Source organism: Isosphaeraceae bacterium EP7 (genome assembly GCA_038400315.1).
Classification (GTDB): domain Bacteria; phylum Planctomycetota; class Planctomycetia; order Isosphaerales; family Isosphaeraceae; genus EP7.
In genome coordinates this window covers 3,247,020-3,264,262 of the sequence record CP151667.1, presented here as the reverse complement: position 1 = coordinate 3,264,262, position 17,243 = coordinate 3,247,020, and the positions used below count along the sequence as shown (strand labels likewise).

Sequence of the window (17,243 nt, the reverse complement as noted above, 5' to 3'; positions counted from 1 at the left end):
CCGGCCGGGCGATCGGGGCGATTTCCGCGGTCGCCGAAGAGATTGCTGATCTTCCGGATCGGGCCGGCTTGGGGCGGTATCTTGATCTGAAGTCGTTCATTGGTAAATATTTGCGTCCGATTGTAGGTGCCCTCCGGTCGAAAGTTGCGGGCGGCTTGCCGGGTCGTCCGATAGAAACGCAGGGGAGGATCGGGCCGGATGGCCCGGTCGTTACTCGGATGATCTCGCCCGCCGCCACCAGGCCTTCGCCTGGGCCGCGTCGGGGACCGATCGGAGCGAGTCTGCGTGCGGATCGATGTCGCGGAAAATGGCCCCGGACCGAAGGACGGACCGGCGGATTGGCACGAAGGCACCGAGGCACGGAAGCCGCCACCCTGGCGGAGGCCGTTGCCCTGGGCGCTTGCGTTGCTGGTGCCGTCGACCAGCCTTGCGGTGGCCTCGGTCTCGGTTTGGCTCGTCCCGCCCTATCTCGGCTTGATGGCCCTCATCCTGTTCGTCCCTGGTGGACGGGCCGGGCGAAGTGGCCTCGCCGGTGCGGTCGGTGGACTCGAGCCTTCCGGGCCGAAGCAGGTCCCTGCGGAGGAAGCCTCTCGAACGGCCGAGACGCCCGGCTTCGGCCGGGCCGACGGCCCCAGCGAGGCCCCTCCCGGCCAGGTCCAGGCCGCGACCGAGACGAGCACGATGACCGCGACGGCGGCCCCGCCGAAGTCTAGACGAGGCGGAAGCGACGGCGGCAACGGGGCCAACCCGGGCCAAGGCAGGGGACGCGGGCGGAACAAGTCGAAGACCAAGGCCACGCCGACGGCCGAGCCGACCTGGATACAGGTTGCGCCCGGCAAGTTCGTCAGGGCCGAGGCCGGCGGCCCCATCCCGCCCCCGATCCTGCCGACGACCGACCCCGAAGGCGCAGGCACGGCGGACTCCGAAGGCGAAGGCCCCTCCTGGGGGCTGGAACTCGACGAATACGCCGACGCCGATGCCGACGTGGCTGATGGGCTGCTCTTCCCCTGCGAGGGCGAACCCGAGCTCGCCGACCCCGAGGGCCTGGTGCTCGAAGGCGACGCGCGGCCCGAGGACGCTCGAGAACTCCCGACCGGACGGGCCGCCGAGGCGCCGGGATGGGACGTCGAGGACGAATCCAGCGAAGGTCTGGCCGGGATGCCCGAAGGCCCCGAAGGCGAGGAGTTTGTCTCCACGCACGACGAGCCCGAGGACGCCGCGGTCAGCCCCGAGATCGGGTCCGTGTTCGACGGACCTCATTCCACGCCCCGCGACGCGGACGCGATGGAGACGGAGATCGACGGAGGGGTGGAAGCCGGGGCGTTCACGTCCCTGGCAGACACCGACGACGATGCGATCCCCTTGTTTGCCGACGCGACTCCGGCCGTGGCCCTCGGGCTTGCGGCTGGGCTCGACGACGGCGCGATGCCGGCCGCCTGGCACGCCGACCATGTCGGCGACGCCATGCAGGGACCGGACGATGATCGGGCTTCGGTCGACGAGCCAGTCGACGCGGGGGCTCCGACTGCGGATTGTGGTTTGTCCGCCCAGGCCGTGTCCGACGGCCCGGAGTGCGACCTTGCCTTGCCCGAGGACCTGTGTGCGTGGGACGCCCACGACGCGGCCTCGGCGACGACGGAAGACGGGGTCGAGTCCGACCTCGGTTGTGGAGACGCTGCGCAGGACGACGGCCAGTCGCCGGACGCCCGTGCGTGGGGAGATCGGGATTTCGTGGCGGACTCGACCGAGGTCCAGGATAACGGCAACGCGCCGGATGCCTGGGCCGAGGAAGAGGACGATCATGAGCCCGATTTCCTCGCGACGGACGACGTAGACGGGCCGGGCGTCCGCGCCGAAGGGGATAACGGCAACGCGCCGGATGCCCCCGGGACGGCCCTCCTCGCCGAGGAACGATTCGATGATGTCGATCCGTATGCCGCCGAAGTCGCGCCGAGCTGGCCATCTCGCACGCCGGCCGTCCGGCGGGCGTTGTCGCCGACGGGCCGCGTGCCCTCCTGGCATGACCGCCCCAATTTCGCCCCGGATGCCCGTCCGCGAAGGGAGTTCGCGGGACGTTCGGGAGCCGCGCGGGCCATGTGCCCGCCCGGTCGCCACGTCCCCCCGCGACCGCCCCAGCACCCTGCCGCAAGCCGCGGCAAGGTGCGTCGCCTGGGCCGTCCGCGTCGAAACTGCCCGACCCGGGCGCCCCCAGTCGGCGCCCGGGCACCGCCCGGTGTTCGAGCAACATCACCTGCGGCAGGATTTGGCGAGAAATTCCATCTGTCTTATGATCTGGACGTTCGGGCTTCGGTCGATATCATTATTAGAAGCATTTGTTGATTTTCTTGTGTTTGCCGATGGTCACGGTCCGACGTCGGCGGGGTTTGCGCCGGCGGGCGGTGTCCCGGCGGATTCGGGGGTGAGGGCGTAGAGCCTGGACTCGACGTCGTCGGCGGCGACCAATGCGGCCGGGGACTGGAAGGCGAGGGTCGTGAGGCGGCCGGCCGAGTCGCTGCCCGGGGCCAGGCCCGCGGCCCAGGCGGCCAGGGTGGCGGGGGCGCTGGCAACCCTGGGGTCGCCGGGGTCGTGCTCGACCCAGGGCGATCCCTCGGGAAGGCTGTAGGCGTTGTCCCGGCCGGTCCAGGTCAGCCCCTGGGCGAAGGGCGGGGTTGCCGCCGCGGCGGCGGGCCCCTGGCCGCCGACCGGGGCACGCCAGGCGAGCAGCGAGCGGGCTTTGATCGCCAGGCTGTCGGCCTCGACCGCGAGCGGGGCATCGGGGCCGAACCGGCTCAGATCGAGCAGCCCCCGGCCGACGAACGTGCAGTGGTCCAGCGCCAGCCTGGCGCCGCGGGGCGGCTCCTTGGCCTTGTCCGCGGGCTTGGGGGCCGCGGCGGGATCGTTCCCCCCGCGGGGCTCGTAGAAGACGCGGACGGCCCAGCCCGACTCGGTCGACGCCTCGCGCCGGTCGGGATCGGGGGCGATGAGAATCGACTGCGAAAGCACGGCCCGCGAACCGGGCCTCGCGCTGAGCCGCACCGGCTGGTCGAACCCGTGGAAGAAGCAGCCGACGACCCGGTTGGACATCCCCTCGGCCCAGATCGCGGCGAAGCCGCGGGGGGACCGCGAGGCGACCATCGAGCAGCGTTCCAGCTCCAGGTCGCCCTGCGCGATGATCAGCGCCTTGGGGGTGGCCTGGGGGGCGACGACCGCCTGGATCGTCAGGCCGACGAGCTTCAGACGCGTCTCGGGCCTCGTCCGGAGGAACGGCGCCGTCCCCTCGATCCTGAGGATCAGGGTGGGATGGTGGCCCTGCTCGGCGCGGATCGTGATGTTCCCGGCGGGGGTCAGCGTCTGCTCGACCCCGACCAGGACTTCCAGCGCCTTGCCCTCGCGCAGGATCACCTCGCCCCGGTTCCTGGCGGCGTCGGCCATGGCCTCGTGCAGGTTGACGTGGGCCGTCTCGTGTTGATCGGGCCCCTCGGCCCAGCGGACCACGATCCCGGCGGGACCGGCCGGCGGGACCGGCTGTGGCTGCGGCCGCGGCGCCCCCCCGGTACCGTTGCTTGTCCCCGGAATCGTCCCCTTCGTGGTCGTGACGGGGGCCGGAGTGGGGATCAACTGGCGGATGAGCAGGGCGACCAGCACGATGCCGACCAGCGCCAGGGCCCCCCCCGCGAGCATCCTCGGCGAGAACCGGCGGCCGCCGGGGAGCGGAAATGGCTTGATCCTGGTCCGGCTGCCATTGGCCGAGCCCCCGATGCCGTAGGTCAGCGGGACGTCGGGCCCGACGTCGACGAAGGGGAGGACGGCGAGGTCCATGTCGCTGGCGTGGTGGACGGCGCGGATCGTGGAGGCTCCGGTCGCCGGTGAGGGGCCAGCCCCGCCGCCTTCGGCCCGCGCGGTATTTTGCGCCAGGCTGACGGCCAGCTCCCCCTCCGACGAGGTTGGCGGGGGCCCCGCGTCGTCGAGGGTTGCGGGGCGCGATCGGGTCCTGTGCGGGAAGGGGGTCCGCTCGTCGTGCGCGAACGGCTCGAGCGCCTCGGCGACGTCGTGCGGCGTGGCATACCGCCGCTCGGGATCCTTCTCCATCATCCGCCGGACCACGGCATCCAGCCCCTCGGGCACTTCCGGCACCAGCTTCGAGAGCGGCTCGGGAGAGAGGACCTGGTGGGCGTAGAGCTTCTCGGCCAGGCTCGAAGCGGCGAACGGCACGCGCCCGGTGATCAGGTGGAACAGGGTGCAACCCAGCGAGTAGATGTCGCTGCGGGTGTCGACGGCGTGCGAGTGGCGGGCCTGCTCCGGCGAGATGTAGTCGAACGTGCCGACGGTGGCGCCGTCGCGGGTCACACGGTCCTCCTCGGCCAGGTCGAGCGCCAGGCCCAGGTCGGTCAGTTTGGCCTTGCCGTCGCGGGTGACCAGGATGTTGTACGGGTTGACGTCGCGATGGATCAGGCCTTGCAGCCGTGCGTGGTCCAGGGCCAGGGCCACCTGGAACACCAGCCTGGCCGCGACGCTGGGGGAGAAGGGTCCCAGGTCGGCGACGATCTGGCCGGCATTGCGCCCCTCGATGTACTCCATGACGAGGAAGAGCCGGCCGTCGGCCTCCCCCTCGTCGAAGACGCGGACCAGGTGCTCATGCTGGAGCTGGGCCCCGGCGCGGGCCTCGCGGCGGAACCGGGTGATGGCCCTCGGGCTGCTCATCCGCTCGGGCGAGAGCAGCTTCAGCGCCACCTTGCGCTTGAGCCTCGTGTCGCGCGCCAGGTAGACCCGCCCCATCCCCCCCTGGCCCAGCAGCTCCAGCAGGATAAAGCGGTCGATCTTCAGGGTCGGGCGGCCGTTGAGCAGTTGCTGCGCCTGCCAGAGCGTCAGCCGACCAGCCAGGATCGCCTGCCTCGCAATCCGCCGCTCCAGGGCCTCGGCGTCCGCCCGCTTGTGGGGCGAGATCGCGCCGTAGCAGGCCTGCAACTCGGCCTCGCTGAGCAGGCCGCTCTGCAGCGTCAGTCTCCAGAATCGGGTGGAACGCGGATCGATCAAAGGAAGCCCTCTCAGGCATACCGCCGGCCGCGCCTCCGCGGTCAGGCCCCCGAAGGAACTCGGAGATCCCGCCCGCAGCCCAGGTAAGGCCCGGTTTCGGGAGACGTATCGTTCGATTTATGATGCGTCAGATTAACGGATTTCGATTTTCTTGGTCAAGCTGCCCCCCTTCTGCGAGCCGTACCTGAGCGTGGCCTCGCCCCGGCCGCGGACGAACCAGCGGACCCGGGCCGTCGAGTCGCCGGCGATCCCCTCGGGCAGCCTGAGCACGCCCGGGTTGCGTGCCGCGGGCTCGACCCGCCCCGTGTCGCGGTCGACCAGGGTGCCGCCGCCGACGACCGTCAGCCCGGGTCCCGAGAGGCCGAATGTGTCCGGCAGGCCGATCTTGCGCAGCGAGGCCTGGCGCGCCACGCTGGGGATCGACCGCGTGTTGCGCACCGAGGCGGTCACGCTAAAAGCGTCGCCCCCCAGCGGGGCCACCGACGCGCCGTCCCACTCCAGCCTGGGCATCTGGTCGGCGTGATAGAGCACGAATGCGGCGTTGCGGTGGCACATCTCCTCGATCATGAACGGCGGCGGGACGCGCTGCGACTGCTTGACGAATCCGCCGATCTCGATCTCGCCGTAGACCGGATGCCTGGCCGCCTTCCAGGGGCGGAACTGGGTGCCGAAGAGCAGGCGGTCGTTGGCCAGCAACTGCCGGTCCTCGTCGTCGGCCCCCACGGCGCTGCCCAGGGTGCTCCCCGGCGCCTGGGCGGGCTCGGCGCGGGGCATCAGCTGGTCGTTGTTCCAGAGCTCGTTGGTGAACGAGAAGATGCCCAGGTGCTCGTAGGTCCAGTTGATGAACCCGCCTCGAACCGGGTAGAGGTCGCGGTGGATGACCATGTTGCGGTAGTACGGCAGCATCCGGGCGCCCATCCGGCCGATCTGGTCGGCCACGCGGTCGTCGGCCGACGGATACTGGGGCTGCCTGGAGGGGTGCCCTGGCCCGCGCAGGATCATCCCACCGGCATTGTGGAACGACTGGACGCCGGCGATGTTAGGCCTGGCCAGGATGAACTCGGCCAGGGCGCGGGTCTCGGGCCACGAGAGCGGGAAGTCGCCGGCCCCGCTCTGGTCGTGCGAGGGCCTCCAGTCGGCCGGCCAGTCGCGGTTCATGTCGTAGCCGCCGGGGGGGTCCTCGTTGACCTCGCCGTCGCCGTCGTCGTCCCTCCCCTCGGTGCCCAGCAGTTCATACTGGCCGTCCTCGCCGGGGCCCGCGGGGACCATCAGGCGTGGGTCGGCGGCCGAGACCTTCCAGCGGCCGTGCGCGGCCTTGCGCCTCATCTGGGTGACCTGGCCGTCGCCGTCGAGGTCCTCGTAGCCGTCCTCGTCGAGCAGCCCGTCGCCGTCGTCATCGCGGGGGGTCTTGCCGCTGCGCGAGCTGTGGGTCGTGTTGGGGCCGCCGAACCAGTAGGCCCGGCCGTCGGGGTTGACCGTCGGCACGATGTAGAAGGCCCGCTCGTCGACGATCCGCCTCAGCTCCTCGACGCGCCCCCGGTTCTCGGCCAGGTACCAGGCCAGGTAGAGGCAGGCCTCGGCGGCCTGGACCTCATTGCCGTGGACGTTGCCGTCGACGTACATGGCCGGCTTGGAGCGGTCGGGGCCTGTGGCCGGGTTGTTGATCGTCAGGCACCAGAGATCGCGCCCCTCGACGCTCTTGCCCAGGCTGGACATCGAGATGATGTCGGGGTGGCCCTCCGCCAGCTTGCGCATGGCGGCGACCAGGTCGGGGTAGTCATACAGCCGGTTGAACGCCAGCGGCACCTTGGGGGGTGGGAACGGCGGCTCGACCGCGGCCGAGGACGGCCTCGCGCAGGCCAGCGTCAGGCCAGCCGCCAGGGCGGCGACGCCCAGCCCGAGACCCAGCCCCCGTCGACCGAACGCCGTCCGCATGCCGCGAGCCTCCCCCGATTTTCGGCCGCCGTGACATTCTCGACGACCCTCCGCCCCTACCGAGCTTACCGACCCTTTGCCCCCCGGCAAACACCCACCCCCCACCGCGTTCAACTCGACCGCGTGCCCGGCGTCTCGAAGGCTCGAGGCATGCATGGCGGGGATGTCCCCCGCTCCCCTTCGGGCATGGACAGTACAGCCTCCGCTTCACAGGGGGACCGATAAAGGCCGGATGCCTGGTCCGACGTCGATGGCCGACCCTTCCCTGGAAAATGCGTCAACCGGCGGGAGTAAGGCCAACGGTTTTCGCGAGAGAGATCGCATTATTCATTTTATTCGCGGAGAGAGTGCGAATGAAAGCGAAAGGATTTGTGTGGGTTTCAAAGGGCTCCGGTCGGAAAAGCCCCCGTGCACTTGATGTGGCCCCCGACGGGCCTCGGGGGCCTCGGCTGGGGGTTGACAGGCGGGCACCGGGCGCGTTGCAATCCGGGCCTCGACGGGTGCCCCCGGCGTGCCTTCGGGCGGGTCGGGGGAGAATAGGGAAGACGGTGAGAATCCGTCGCGGGGCCGCCGCTGTAATCGGCCAGGCTCCCGGGCATCCACAAAGGCCACTGCCGCAAGGCGGGAAGGCCGCCCGGGGTCCGTCATGAGCCGAGAGCCAGAAGACCTGCCCGTCGGGTGACTGTTCCGGTGCTTCGGCCGACAAGCCACCGGGCGGGTGCGCACGCGCATCCGGGTTTCGACCCCCCTTTTGAAGGGGCGATTCCCGATGATGCGCCGGGCGGGCACGCTCCGCGTGGGCTTGGGTCGAAGCGGACCCGACCTCCTCGATGCCCGGCCCGGCAGAAAGCCCGCACCCATGACCCCGACCGCACGACACGGCCCCTCCCGCACCGCCGCGTGGTGCCCCTGCCCGTCCCCGACGTTCGCCGCAAGGCCGGACGTGCCCGACGCCTCGTCGTCGGCCGCCCGGCGTTGGTCGCGGTCCCATGCGTGCTCGCCGTTCCCGCGTGGTCGGGTGCCCGGGCCGGTCTAGGCGGCCCGGATCGCGGCCTGGAATCTCGATCGCGTCGCTCCCCGTGCGGGATGCGGCCGCGTGCGCCTTCGCCCACCGGGCGTGGCCGTGCGACGCCGCGCCAATCGGCGGGGGGCGGCGCGCCTTCGCCCCATTGATGAAGATGAATTGGAGAGTTCGCATGCGGATTTTGTTGATGTTCGGATGGCGCGGTGTGCTGGCCCTGGCCCTGGTTTCAAACGCCCCCGAGGCGCTGGCGGGGCCATTCGACCCGCAGGTTGGGCAGCCGGGCTCGACCGGCGCGATCTCGGCGCTCAGCCCCCTGATCACCGGCTGGGCCTCGTCGGTCGTCTCGTTCAGGCGGGGGCCGCAGGACATCAGCAACCCGTCCAGCCCGCTCGCGTCGATTGGCAAGCCGACCGATGTCCTAGGCGCGGCCACGGGGTCGTCGCATCTGGTGTCGCTGGGCGACGGCGGCTCGATCACGCTGGGCTTCGACCGGGCGATCGCCAACGGCGCGGGGGCCGACTTCGCGGTCTTCGAAAACGGGTTCCTCTCGGGGGGCGCCGGGATGGCGTTGCTGGAGCTGGGCCTCGTCTCGGTGTCGTCTGACGGAGTGCACTTCTTCGAGTTCCCGTCGATCTCACTGACCCAGACGGTCACCCAGGTCGGAGGATTCTCGCTGCTTGACGCCTCGAATCTGTCGAACCTCGCCGGCAAATACATCGGTGGCTACGGCACGGGCTTCGACCTCCAGGATCTGGCCGGCCTCTCGCCGCTGCTTGATATCAACCTCGTGACCCAGGTGCGCATCACCGACGTGATAGGCTCGATCGACCCGGCTTATGGGTCGTACGACTCGCAGGGGCACCTGATCAACGACCCGTTCAAGACCCCCTTCGCGTCGAGCGGATTCGACCTCAGCGGCGTGGGCGTGATCCACGCGGCGGTGCCCGAGCCGGCGACCCTGATCTCGATGCTGACGGGGCTGGGCCTGATGGGCCTGGCCACCGCGAGGCGGGCCCGCGCCCGCCTCGCCTGACCCTCGACGACCCGAGGCGCCGGGCTCTGGGCGACCCGGCGTGCCCCCCTCGACGACGATGTCGAGGGGGGCTTCTCGTCTCTAACGCAGCGGCACGCTGGCCCGTGCCCGGCCGGCCCGCGGCGCGGCGGCGTCGAGCGTGATGGTCGGCGGTTCCGCGCCCTGGGGTGCATTGGCCGGCAGGAGCAGGAGCCAGCGCAGCTCCTTGCGGCCCCCCGATGCGGCGAGGACGTCGATCCGTTCCAGGGGGCGGCCGGCAAGGATCGTGGCGCCCGCGGGGTCGAGCCGCACGAGGACCGGCTCGGTCCTGCGGATCTTGGCCGCCTGGGCGGTGGCGGTGGGCAGGTCGCCTGCGTTGCGCACCGTGGCGACGACCTCGACAAGCCCCCCACCTTTGGGCTCGGCCTTGACGTCGACCCACTCCAGCCGGGGCAGCCGGGCGGCCAGGTCGGCCAGGAAGGTGGAGTGCGCCTCGACCAGCGCCGGGATGAGGTCGGCCGGCGGATTGAGCCGGACGCCTGGCCGCCAGCCCCCCACCTCGACGGCGCCCAAGGTGGGGTGGTCCAGCTTGACGAACGGGACGAACGCGCGGCCGCCGGCGACGTTGTCGTTCCAGTAGAGCCAGCGAGCCTCGCCGTCGGACGGCGGCTTGGCCTGCCCCGCGGCGGGCTCGGGGATGTCCGGGACCGACCAGAGGCGGGTCGACAGGCCGAGGGCGCCGAACTGGTGATAGGCCCACTCGCTCAGGGCACCATCGGAGGTGGCCCCAGGCGCGGGCGTGCCGGTGGCGGCGGCCAGGTTCAGGGCGGTCCGGGGCCTGGGCGCGGCGGCCGTGGCGGGCTTGGTGGCATCGGCCTTCGTCGCCTCGGCCTTGGCGGCGTCGCCATTGCGCGGGGGCGCGGGGGCGTTGACCGTGACCTCAGAGGCCTTGGCGCCCAGGGCCTTGTTGTAAAGGCGAGAGAGCTCGGCGACGTAGGGTAAGTCGGCGTCGTCCAGGTCGGAGCCCGGCTTCTTGGGCTCGGCCTTCAGGTTGTCGTTGAGCGAGAACGACCAGACGGCGGCGATCTCGGGGTGGTCGAAGGCGAACCGGATCAGGCCCAGGGTCTCGGGCTCGCTGGCGGGGCTGAAGCCGGCCTCCGGGTCGAATTCCGTCCAGTTGTGCGGCCAGTTCCGGTTGAGGTTCACGCCCCCGGATGGGTCCTCGTTCGACTGCCCGTCGTCGTCGTTGTCGATCCCCTCGGATTGCTCCGAATAGATGGGCTCTTCCCCCTTGGCGGGGTCGGCCTTGCGCACGATGCGCGGGTCCTTCTCGTCGGCGACGAGCGTCGCCTTGGCGTCCTTCAGGCGGAGCCTCAGCAGCAATCCGTCGGCGTTGAGGTCGTCGGGCCCGTCCTCGTTCGACCGGCCGTCGCGGTCGCGGTCCATCGCCCTCAGGTTGGCGCGGAAGTCGCCGCGGGGCAGCTCCAGGTTGCGCTCTGCGCCGTCGGGGTTGAGCCTGGGGACGACGTAGATCGTGGTGCGGTCGAGCATCCGGGTGACGGCCTGGTCCTGGCCGTCGGCGGCCGCCAATGAGCGGATCATTCCCAGGGCGACCTGCGAGCCGACGAGGTGGTCGGCCTCCAGGTTGGCGACGATGAGGATGGCCGGCCTGGGCCCGACGCGGCGGGCGCGCGGGTCGGGCTTGGGAGCCCCGGCGTCCGCGCCCGCGTCCTCGGGCCGGCCGATCCGGACCATCCAGACGTCCCGCCCCTGCCCGGTCCGGGCCAGCGAGCTGAGCGTGACCACCTGCGGGTGGGCCGTCGCCTCACGCCGGAGCGCGGCGGTGAGCCCCTCGTCGTCGAGATAGCCCGCGGGGAAGAGCGACGGAAGCTGGGGCGGCGGCTGTGTCGCCGGATCGGTTTGCGCAGGCTTCGTCTCGGGCCGACTTTCCTGCTGGGCCCGCGCGGCCTGGGGCCCCATGGTCGCGAGGATCAGGGCGAGGGCCGACCCCCTGAGTGCGGGGGCGAACCTTGTGTCGAGCTTCATGCCAGCGGCCCAGGATGACCATCGCGAATCGGGTCGGCGCCGCCAGTCTCGCGCCGCAACGAGACCCCAGGTTACCAGAATGGCATGGGCAGGGCACGCGGCCCGGCGTCCAGGCGTGTATCGCCTTCCGCGATCGGCCTCACCGTTCGAGGGGGCCACCTCAGTGTTGCCAGGAATCGACACGATCGGCCGGCTCCAGGGCCCCATCCAAAGCCTAGAGTTCCCGGGAATCATCCCGTGCCGCGTCAGGCGGCCCATTCGATCGACGCCGATCGTCACGCCCAACTCACGCTGAAGCGAGATTCGACATGCTGTTCATGGATCGTCCTGCATCGCGGCCGTTCGTGCCGGGCGCCCTCATCGCCGCCCTGGGGTTGCTGTCGGCTTCGACGGCGTCGGCGGACCTGATCGGCTTCGGCAAGAGCGAAGATGGCTATTCGCTCAACGGCGGGGCGACGGTCTCGAAGGGCGTTCTGACCCTGACCGACGACGGCTCGTTCGAGGCGCGATCGGCGTTCGCCAAGACGACCCAGGACATCAGCACGTTTCGCGCCTCGTTCACCTATCAGGCCGCGGGCTCAAGGCTTTCCGACGGCGTCGCCTTCGTCCTCCAGAACGACAAGGCCGGGGCCGAGGCGCTGGGCGGCATGGGCGGGGCACTCGGTTACGGATACATGGCGCCGAGCGCCGCGATCGAGCTGAACATCTACAAGGCCTATACGATCGGGACGAATTTCCGGACCGATGGCCAGACCTACGAGTACAACTCGACCGGCAAGGTGGACATCTCCAGCGGCAACAAGATCCGGGTCGACCTGACCTATGACGGAAAGCTGCTCTCGGAGACCCTCACTGACCTGAAGACCCTGGCGACGTACTCGACCAGCTACGTGACCGACTTGCCGAAGGTCCTCGGCGCCAATACGGCCTACGTGGGGTTCACCGGCTCGTCGGGCGGGACCAGCTCGATCCAGTCGATCTCCGACTTCCAGTTCACCAACGCGGTGGTGCCCGAGCCCCGATCGCTGGCCCTCCTGGCCGTGGGACTGGCCGGCCTCGCCGGCTACTCTCGATCGAGGTCGAGTGCCTCCCGCTGAGCGCCCGCACCGCATCAATGAGCCGCACCGCCCCGGGGCGATGGCGGATCTTCGATAAATACAATAGAATATGGATTTGTTTGTCGTTGGCAGCTGGGCTCGATTGACGGGCGGGCCGGTCGGCTAAGGCGGGCCCGAAGACGCCGCCGAGTCGTTCAGCTCGCCCCTCCGGGAGAAGTCCCGGCCCGTTCCTTGAGCAGGTCGCGGATCTCTTCGAGGAGCTGCTGGTCCTTGGTCAGAGCGGGGATCTCCTTGGCCTGTTCCCGCTGCTGGAAGGCCATGATCCAGCCGACGAATTTGACGATGAAGAGATAGAGCGCGAAGGCGACGATCAGGAAGTTGACGACATCGCCGAGGAACTTGCCGAACGGAATCCGCGCATCGCGTACGGGCAGATACCAGTCCTCATAACCTCGCTTGCCGGGCAGCAGCACGCCCACGGTCGGCATGATGATATTGTCGACCAGCGACTTGACGATATTGCCGAACGCCCCGCCGATGATGACGCCGACGGCCAGGTCGATCACGTTCCCCTTGAACGCGAACGACTTGAACCCCTCGAAGATCGATTTGGCGTGCTTCGCCGCATGAATGTGGGGCATGGACACGATCGCTCCTCCTTGTCTCGTCCCCCCGGGGGGAGCGGCTCCTGGGCTCGATGGATCGCCGAAGTCGTGCCCTGCTAGCGATTGACGTGCCAAGGGCGTGCCGGAAAAGTTCTCGGAGCCCGCGAGAAATCGGCCCGCCCGCGGGGTCAATCTTGCAGGAGACGAGCGGCACGGGCCCGGGCGAGGCGAGGATGGCGGCAATCGACGCGGAAACACTCGGCGCCCTGTTCGACCGCCACGGACCCGCGCTCGTCCTGTACGCCCGCCAGTGGTGCGGCACCCCCGAGGACGTGGTGCAGGACGCCTTCGTGACCCTGGCACGCGCCCGAGGCCTGCCCGATCGCGTGCTCCCCTGGCTCTTCCGCGTGGTCCGAAACGCCGCGATCAACGCCGGTCGGGGCGCCCGCAACCGCAAGGCCCGCGAGTCCCGCTCCTCGTCCGCCGAGGCCTGGCTCGCTTCCGACGACGACCGCATCGACGCCTCGGCCGCCGCCCGGCTGCTGGAAGACCTCGACCCGCCCGAGCGCGAAGCCCTCGTCGCCCGATTCTGGGGCGGCCTCACATTCGACGAGATCGCCCGACTCCAGGGCTGCTCGGTCGCCACCGCACACAGACGTTATCAGAACGGCCTGACCCACCTGAACGAGAGGCTAGCCGGCCGATGGAACCCTCAAACTTCGACCCCGAACGCGACCTGAGCCACCTGGAACGCCCGCTCGAAGGCTTGCACCCCCAGGCGCCCGCCCTCACCCGCGACCGCATGCTCTTCGAAGCCGGCCGCGCCACGGGCCGCGACCAGGGACGCAACCGCTGGCTCACCGCCACGGCCACACTGGCATTTTTGGTCGTCGGTCTGTCCGGCCTCCTCGCCCGCGAGCACACCCAGCGTCAGAGCCTTGAACGTACCCTCGCCGCCCGCCTCTCCGAGCACGTTCCGACGGTGTTGGCCGACAAGCCCACCCCTCCGGGCTTGGTCGTTGCGGCGTCTAAGCCTCCGGAAGCCTCGCCTTACAGTTATCTAGCCCTGAGCCGCCGGGCACAGTCGGGACGCCTCGACGACTGGCCGACGAATTCAGCGACCTTGCCCTCGGGCGGCCGCGCCGAGCGCAGGCCTGCACCCTTGAAGGTGCGCGATTCCGCCGAATCCCTCAACCTCTGAAGACGTGTTATCGCAAGGGTGAAGAGGGAAATGGGGACTGGCTTCGAAGCAGAGCGAAGGTGCCCGTCCCCATTTCACGACGCAAACGCACGTCCCCCGTTGCTCATGGGACATGACGATCGAGCGAACGCCACCCCGACCGACCCGACCCCACGGGCGATCGATCTCGATGCGTGACGTCCGATGCGTGCTCGCGCCGAGCGAACGCGGACGTCCGCGGTCCGCACTGGTATCCCAGAAAAAATCAAGGAAGCATTATGAGACGATCCGTACGATTTCATATCAGTCTTGCCTTCCTGACGTCGGCCTTGACGCTGATCACTATGGGCGCGGCCCCGGAAGCGATCAAGCTCACAGTGAGCCCCAGCCCGGCCCCGGTCCCGGCGCTGGCATTCAGGTTGCTGCCAATCGAGTCAGAATTGACCCCCGGCAACGCAGCACCGATCTATCTGCGCCTCTCATGCGAACTTTGGCCCGAGGGGAAGAAAGACCTGGATGAAAAGCTGCCCGCCTGGGCCGGACTGCCGCCGAATCTCTTCCCGGCGGCGGAAGCCCGTAAATTCATCGACTCGTGGCAGCAGCGCCTAGACCAACTCGCCTATGGGGCGCGGCGCGAGACATGCGACTGGAACTATACCCTGCCCGAAGAACGGGCGAATGCAATGGATATCCTGTTGCCCGACGCCCAGGAGATGCGCACCTGGGCACGGCTTCTGTCGCTCAAGGCTCGGGTTGAGATCCTCGAAGGCAAGCCCATCGACGCGGTGCGAACCGTGGAGACCGGCCTGGCCCTCGCCCGGCACGTCGCGCGGGGGCCGTTCGTCATCAACGCAATCGTTGGCATCTCTTATAGTACCTCGGCGTTGGCCCAGGTGGACAACCTCGTCGCTATCCCCGGGGCCCCCAACCTTTACTGGTCACTGACCGCCCTACCCCGCCCTCTCATCGGCATCCGCAGGGGGGTGGAGCATGACGCCAAGATGGCCGAATGGATGCTTGGTTTGAACGACCTGCACCAGCCCCGCACCGATGTCGAGTGGTCGGAGCGGCTCGATCGCCTGCACGCCCGCCTCACCTCGCTCAAGGGGAGCCTCAAGCCCGAGGGTCTCGATCCCAGGATGGAGACTCCCGCCGGATTCCGTACAGTCGCCCTTCCCCGGGCCCGAGAGGTTCTCAAAACGGCCGGCATTCCGGCCGAAGGGTTGGCCGATGATCGGCTGATCCTAATGGCTTACGCTGCTGCTTATCAAAAATTTAAGGATGATTACATCAAGTCTTCGTATCTCCCCTTCGACCAAGCCGGCCCATTTTACAAGCAGGACCGACTCTTCGAGGAGAAGTCCGGGCCGTTCTGGTTCATCTACTCGTCAATGACCACCTCCATTCGGAGCGCCCATGAATTCGATGCGAAGCTAGATCGCAAGGTGGCGGCCCTTCGCGTCGTCGAGGCGCTGCGACTCCAGGCCGGCCGGTCGGGTCGCCTGCCCGGCTCGCTCGACGAAGTGACGGTCGTTCCCATCCCAACCGATCCATACTCGGGCAAGGCGTTCGCTTACCAATTGGATGGCGACACGGCCACCCTGTCCGGCCACGTGCCCAATGGTCAGGAAGCCTCTGGGTTGATCTATCAGATCACGTTACGGAAATGACCCGGGAGGCAGTCGATCACGAACTGGAACCGGCCCGGGGTTCTCCAATGACCCGGGCCAGCTCCATTAGCGCCAATCGTAACGGATCGGCGATCTCGGGGGTGGCGATGATGCCGGCCTCGTCGAGCTTCCTGCCGGCGAGCGGGACCGTGGGCGAGGCCTCGACAACAAGGCGGCCGAGCATGCCCAGGGTCAGGCTGAGCTGGGCATGGACATGGACGGAATTGGGCGAGGCGTTGATAATCGCGATCGGCTTGTCCATCAGGCTCGCCCCGCCGACGGTCCAGTCCAGGGCATTCTTCAGCGAGCCCGGGATGCCGTGAGCATACTCGGGGCTGCATACGATAAGGGCGTCGCTTTGACCGAGAAGTTCGCGGAAGGCGGCGACGGCCGGCGGTGGCTCGGCCTCGTCGTGGTCGGGGTTGAAGTGGGGCAGGCCCGCCAGGCCATCGAAGATGACGACATCCATCCCTTCGGGCGCCAGCGCGGCCAGCGAACGGATGAGCGTCGAGTTGGACGACGCGGCCCTGAGGCTGCCGGAGATGGCCAGGACTCGCATGAACGCACTCCCCGCACGGACTGGCAGGCGGCCCGACCGTCGACGGGCTCGCCCCCGAGATTCTAGAGCAGTTCCCCATTGAACGTGGCGTGCTTTTCTCCGATTCTCCGTGATAGGAGGGCACGGAGAATGGCGGCATACTCGATGGACCTGCGGGAGCGGGTCATTGCCGCCTGCGATGAGGGGATTCAGACGCGCGCCGAGGTCGCCGAACGATTCTCCGTCAGCCAGTCCTGGGTCCGCCTGCTGCTCAAGAGGCGCCGGGAGACCGGCTCGATCGCGCCGAGGCCGCACGGCGGGGGCCGGGCCCCGGCCTTCTCCGGCGAGGCGGCCGAGCGGCTCTGCAACGCCGTCGCGGCCGATCCCGATGCCACGCTCAGGCAGCTGGCGGCCGCCGCCGGCGTGGCCTGCGGCACCTCGGCCACCGACCGGGCGCTGAGACGGCTGGGCATCACGCGCAAAAAAAAGTCGCCCCGGGCCGCCGAGCAGGACCGGCCCGACTTGAAGGAGGCCAGGGCGGCCTGGCGGGCCGAGTTCACCGGCGTCGACCCGTCCCGCCTGGTCTTTCTGGACGAGAGCGGCGCGACGACCGCGATGACCAGGCGGTACGCACGGTCCCCGCGCGGCAAGCGGGTCGATGCGGCGGTGCCGCACGGCCACTGGAAGGTGCTCACCCTGACCGCGGCGGTCCGCCTCGGCGGCATCGGGGCCTGCCTGGCCTTCGACGGGGCGACGAACAGCGCCTGCTTCGAGGCCGACATCGGCGAGTGCCTGGCCCCGACACTCAGGCCCTGTGACATCGTGGTGATGGACAACCTCTCATGCCACAAGACTGCCGAGGTGGCCCGCTTGGTCGCCGCCGCCGGCGCCGAGGTCCGCTACCTGCCGGCCTACAGCCCCGACCTGAACCCGATCGAGGCGATGTTCAGCAAGCTCAAGGAGTCCCTGCGATCGGCCGAGGCGAGGAGCGTGGACGACCTGATCGGCGCGATGGGAGACGGCCTGAGGTCAGACAAAGCGGCCAATATCCTTGGATGGTTTCATCATTCGGGATATCGCCACGTTCAATAGGGAACTGCTCTAGCTGACCGGGCAACCCTGGCCGCGCCCATCAAGGCGC

General features: G+C 69.3%; 12 protein-coding genes and 1 riboswitch. Of the genes, 7 read left to right on the top strand and 5 right to left on the bottom strand.

What is annotated here, in order from left to right; all coding sequences use genetic code 11:
• Positions 1-387: 387 nt before the first annotated feature.
• Positions 388-2,340 carry a hypothetical protein gene (locus EP7_RS12565; protein WP_463528193.1) on the top strand — a complete coding sequence of 651 codons (1,953 nt, stop codon included), beginning with the start codon at positions 388-390 and terminating at the stop codon, positions 2,338-2,340.
• A 21-nt stretch (positions 2,341-2,361) separates the two neighbouring features.
• On the opposite strand, the gene EP7_RS12560 is transcribed toward EP7_RS12565, so the two are convergent.
• The gene (locus EP7_RS12560) at positions 2,362-5,034 is read right to left on the bottom strand and encodes a serine/threonine-protein kinase (protein WP_463528192.1); all 2,673 of its coding nucleotides are present in this window, start codon (positions 5,032-5,034) and stop codon (positions 2,362-2,364) included.
• 132 nt (positions 5,035-5,166) lie between these two features.
• Positions 5,167-6,969, bottom strand: a complete 1,803-nt coding sequence (locus EP7_RS12555) for a M14 family metallopeptidase (protein ID WP_463528191.1) — start codon at positions 6,967-6,969, stop codon at positions 5,167-5,169.
• Positions 6,970-7,450: 481 nt separating this feature from the next.
• A riboswitch (cobalamin riboswitch) is annotated at positions 7,451-7,658 on the top strand.
• Positions 7,659-8,165: 507 nt separating this feature from the next.
• Between EP7_RS12555 and EP7_RS12550 the strand changes: the two genes are divergently transcribed.
• Entirely contained in the window at positions 8,166-9,026 is an 861-nt protein-coding gene (locus EP7_RS12550; RefSeq protein WP_463528190.1) for a PEP-CTERM sorting domain-containing protein, read from the top strand.
• A gap of 81 nt (positions 9,027-9,107) precedes the next feature.
• Here the strand turns inward: EP7_RS12550 and EP7_RS12545 are convergent, their stop codons facing one another.
• Positions 9,108-11,051 carry a M14 family metallopeptidase gene (locus tag EP7_RS12545; protein ID WP_463528189.1) on the bottom strand — a complete coding sequence of 648 codons (1,944 nt, stop codon included), beginning with the start codon at positions 11,049-11,051 and terminating at the stop codon, positions 9,108-9,110.
• Between the two features lie 308 nt (positions 11,052-11,359).
• On the opposite strand from EP7_RS12545, the gene EP7_RS12540 reads away from it, so the two are divergent.
• Positions 11,360-12,148, top strand: a complete 789-nt coding sequence (locus EP7_RS12540) for an L-type lectin-domain containing protein (RefSeq protein ID WP_463528188.1) — start codon at positions 11,360-11,362, stop codon at positions 12,146-12,148.
• A 155-nt stretch (positions 12,149-12,303) separates the two neighbouring features.
• On the opposite strand, the gene mscL is transcribed toward EP7_RS12540, so the two are convergent.
• Complete coding sequence (gene mscL / locus EP7_RS12535; protein WP_463528414.1) at positions 12,304-12,750, bottom strand: large conductance mechanosensitive channel protein MscL; 447 nt, start codon at positions 12,748-12,750, stop codon at positions 12,304-12,306.
• 197 nt (positions 12,751-12,947) lie between these two features.
• Between mscL and EP7_RS12530 the strand changes: the two genes are divergently transcribed.
• The 3 genes from EP7_RS12530 (at position 12,948) to EP7_RS12520 (ending at position 15,564) form a co-directional block, all read left to right on the top strand.
• The gene (locus EP7_RS12530; protein ID WP_463528187.1) at positions 12,948-13,454 is read left to right on the top strand and encodes an RNA polymerase sigma factor; all 507 of its coding nucleotides are present in this window, start codon (positions 12,948-12,950) and stop codon (positions 13,452-13,454) included.
• A complete protein-coding gene (locus EP7_RS12525; protein WP_463528186.1) occupies positions 13,418-13,915 on the top strand; it encodes a hypothetical protein in 498 nt (165 codons plus the stop codon). The genes EP7_RS12530 and EP7_RS12525 overlap by 37 nt, the downstream gene beginning before the upstream one ends.
• Positions 13,916-14,223: 308 nt before the next feature.
• Complete coding sequence (locus EP7_RS12520) at positions 14,224-15,564, top strand: hypothetical protein (RefSeq protein WP_463528185.1); 1,341 nt, start codon at positions 14,224-14,226, stop codon at positions 15,562-15,564.
• Between the two features lie 16 nt (positions 15,565-15,580).
• On the opposite strand, the gene EP7_RS12515 is transcribed toward EP7_RS12520, so the two are convergent.
• Positions 15,581-16,123: an NADPH-dependent FMN reductase gene (locus EP7_RS12515; protein ID WP_463528184.1), complete on the bottom strand. Its 543-nt coding sequence runs from the start codon at positions 16,121-16,123 to the stop codon at positions 15,581-15,583.
• Positions 16,124-16,252: 129 nt separating this feature from the next.
• On the opposite strand from EP7_RS12515, the gene EP7_RS12510 reads away from it, so the two are divergent.
• Positions 16,253-17,194 carry an IS630 family transposase gene (locus EP7_RS12510; RefSeq protein WP_463528183.1) on the top strand — a complete coding sequence of 314 codons (942 nt, stop codon included), beginning with the start codon at positions 16,253-16,255 and terminating at the stop codon, positions 17,192-17,194.
• Positions 17,195-17,243 lie beyond the last annotated feature (49 nt).

Excerpts from the sequence above, each read along its gene's own strand:
- EP7_RS12555 (WP_463528191.1), bottom strand. The coding sequence starts at position 6,969 with ATGCGGACGGCGTTCGGTCGACGGGGGCTGGGTCTCGGGCTGGGCGTC.
- EP7_RS12540 (WP_463528188.1), top strand. The coding sequence starts at position 11,360 with ATGCTGTTCATGGATCGTCCTGCATCGCGGCCGTTCGTGCCGGGCGCC.
- EP7_RS12510 (WP_463528183.1), top strand. The coding sequence starts at position 16,253 with ATGGCGGCATACTCGATGGACCTGCGGGAGCGGGTCATTGCCGCCTGC.
- EP7_RS12515 (WP_463528184.1), bottom strand. The coding sequence starts at position 16,123 with ATGCGAGTCCTGGCCATCTCCGGCAGCCTCAGGGCCGCGTCGTCCAAC.
- EP7_RS12530 (WP_463528187.1), top strand. The coding sequence starts at position 12,948 with ATGGCGGCAATCGACGCGGAAACACTCGGCGCCCTGTTCGACCGCCAC.
- EP7_RS12545 (WP_463528189.1), bottom strand. The coding sequence starts at position 11,051 with ATGAAGCTCGACACAAGGTTCGCCCCCGCACTCAGGGGGTCGGCCCTC.
- EP7_RS12525 (WP_463528186.1), top strand. The coding sequence starts at position 13,418 with ATGGAACCCTCAAACTTCGACCCCGAACGCGACCTGAGCCACCTGGAA.
- EP7_RS12550 (WP_463528190.1), top strand. The coding sequence starts at position 8,166 with ATGCGGATTTTGTTGATGTTCGGATGGCGCGGTGTGCTGGCCCTGGCC.
- mscL (WP_463528414.1), bottom strand. The coding sequence starts at position 12,750 with ATGCCCCACATTCATGCGGCGAAGCACGCCAAATCGATCTTCGAGGGG.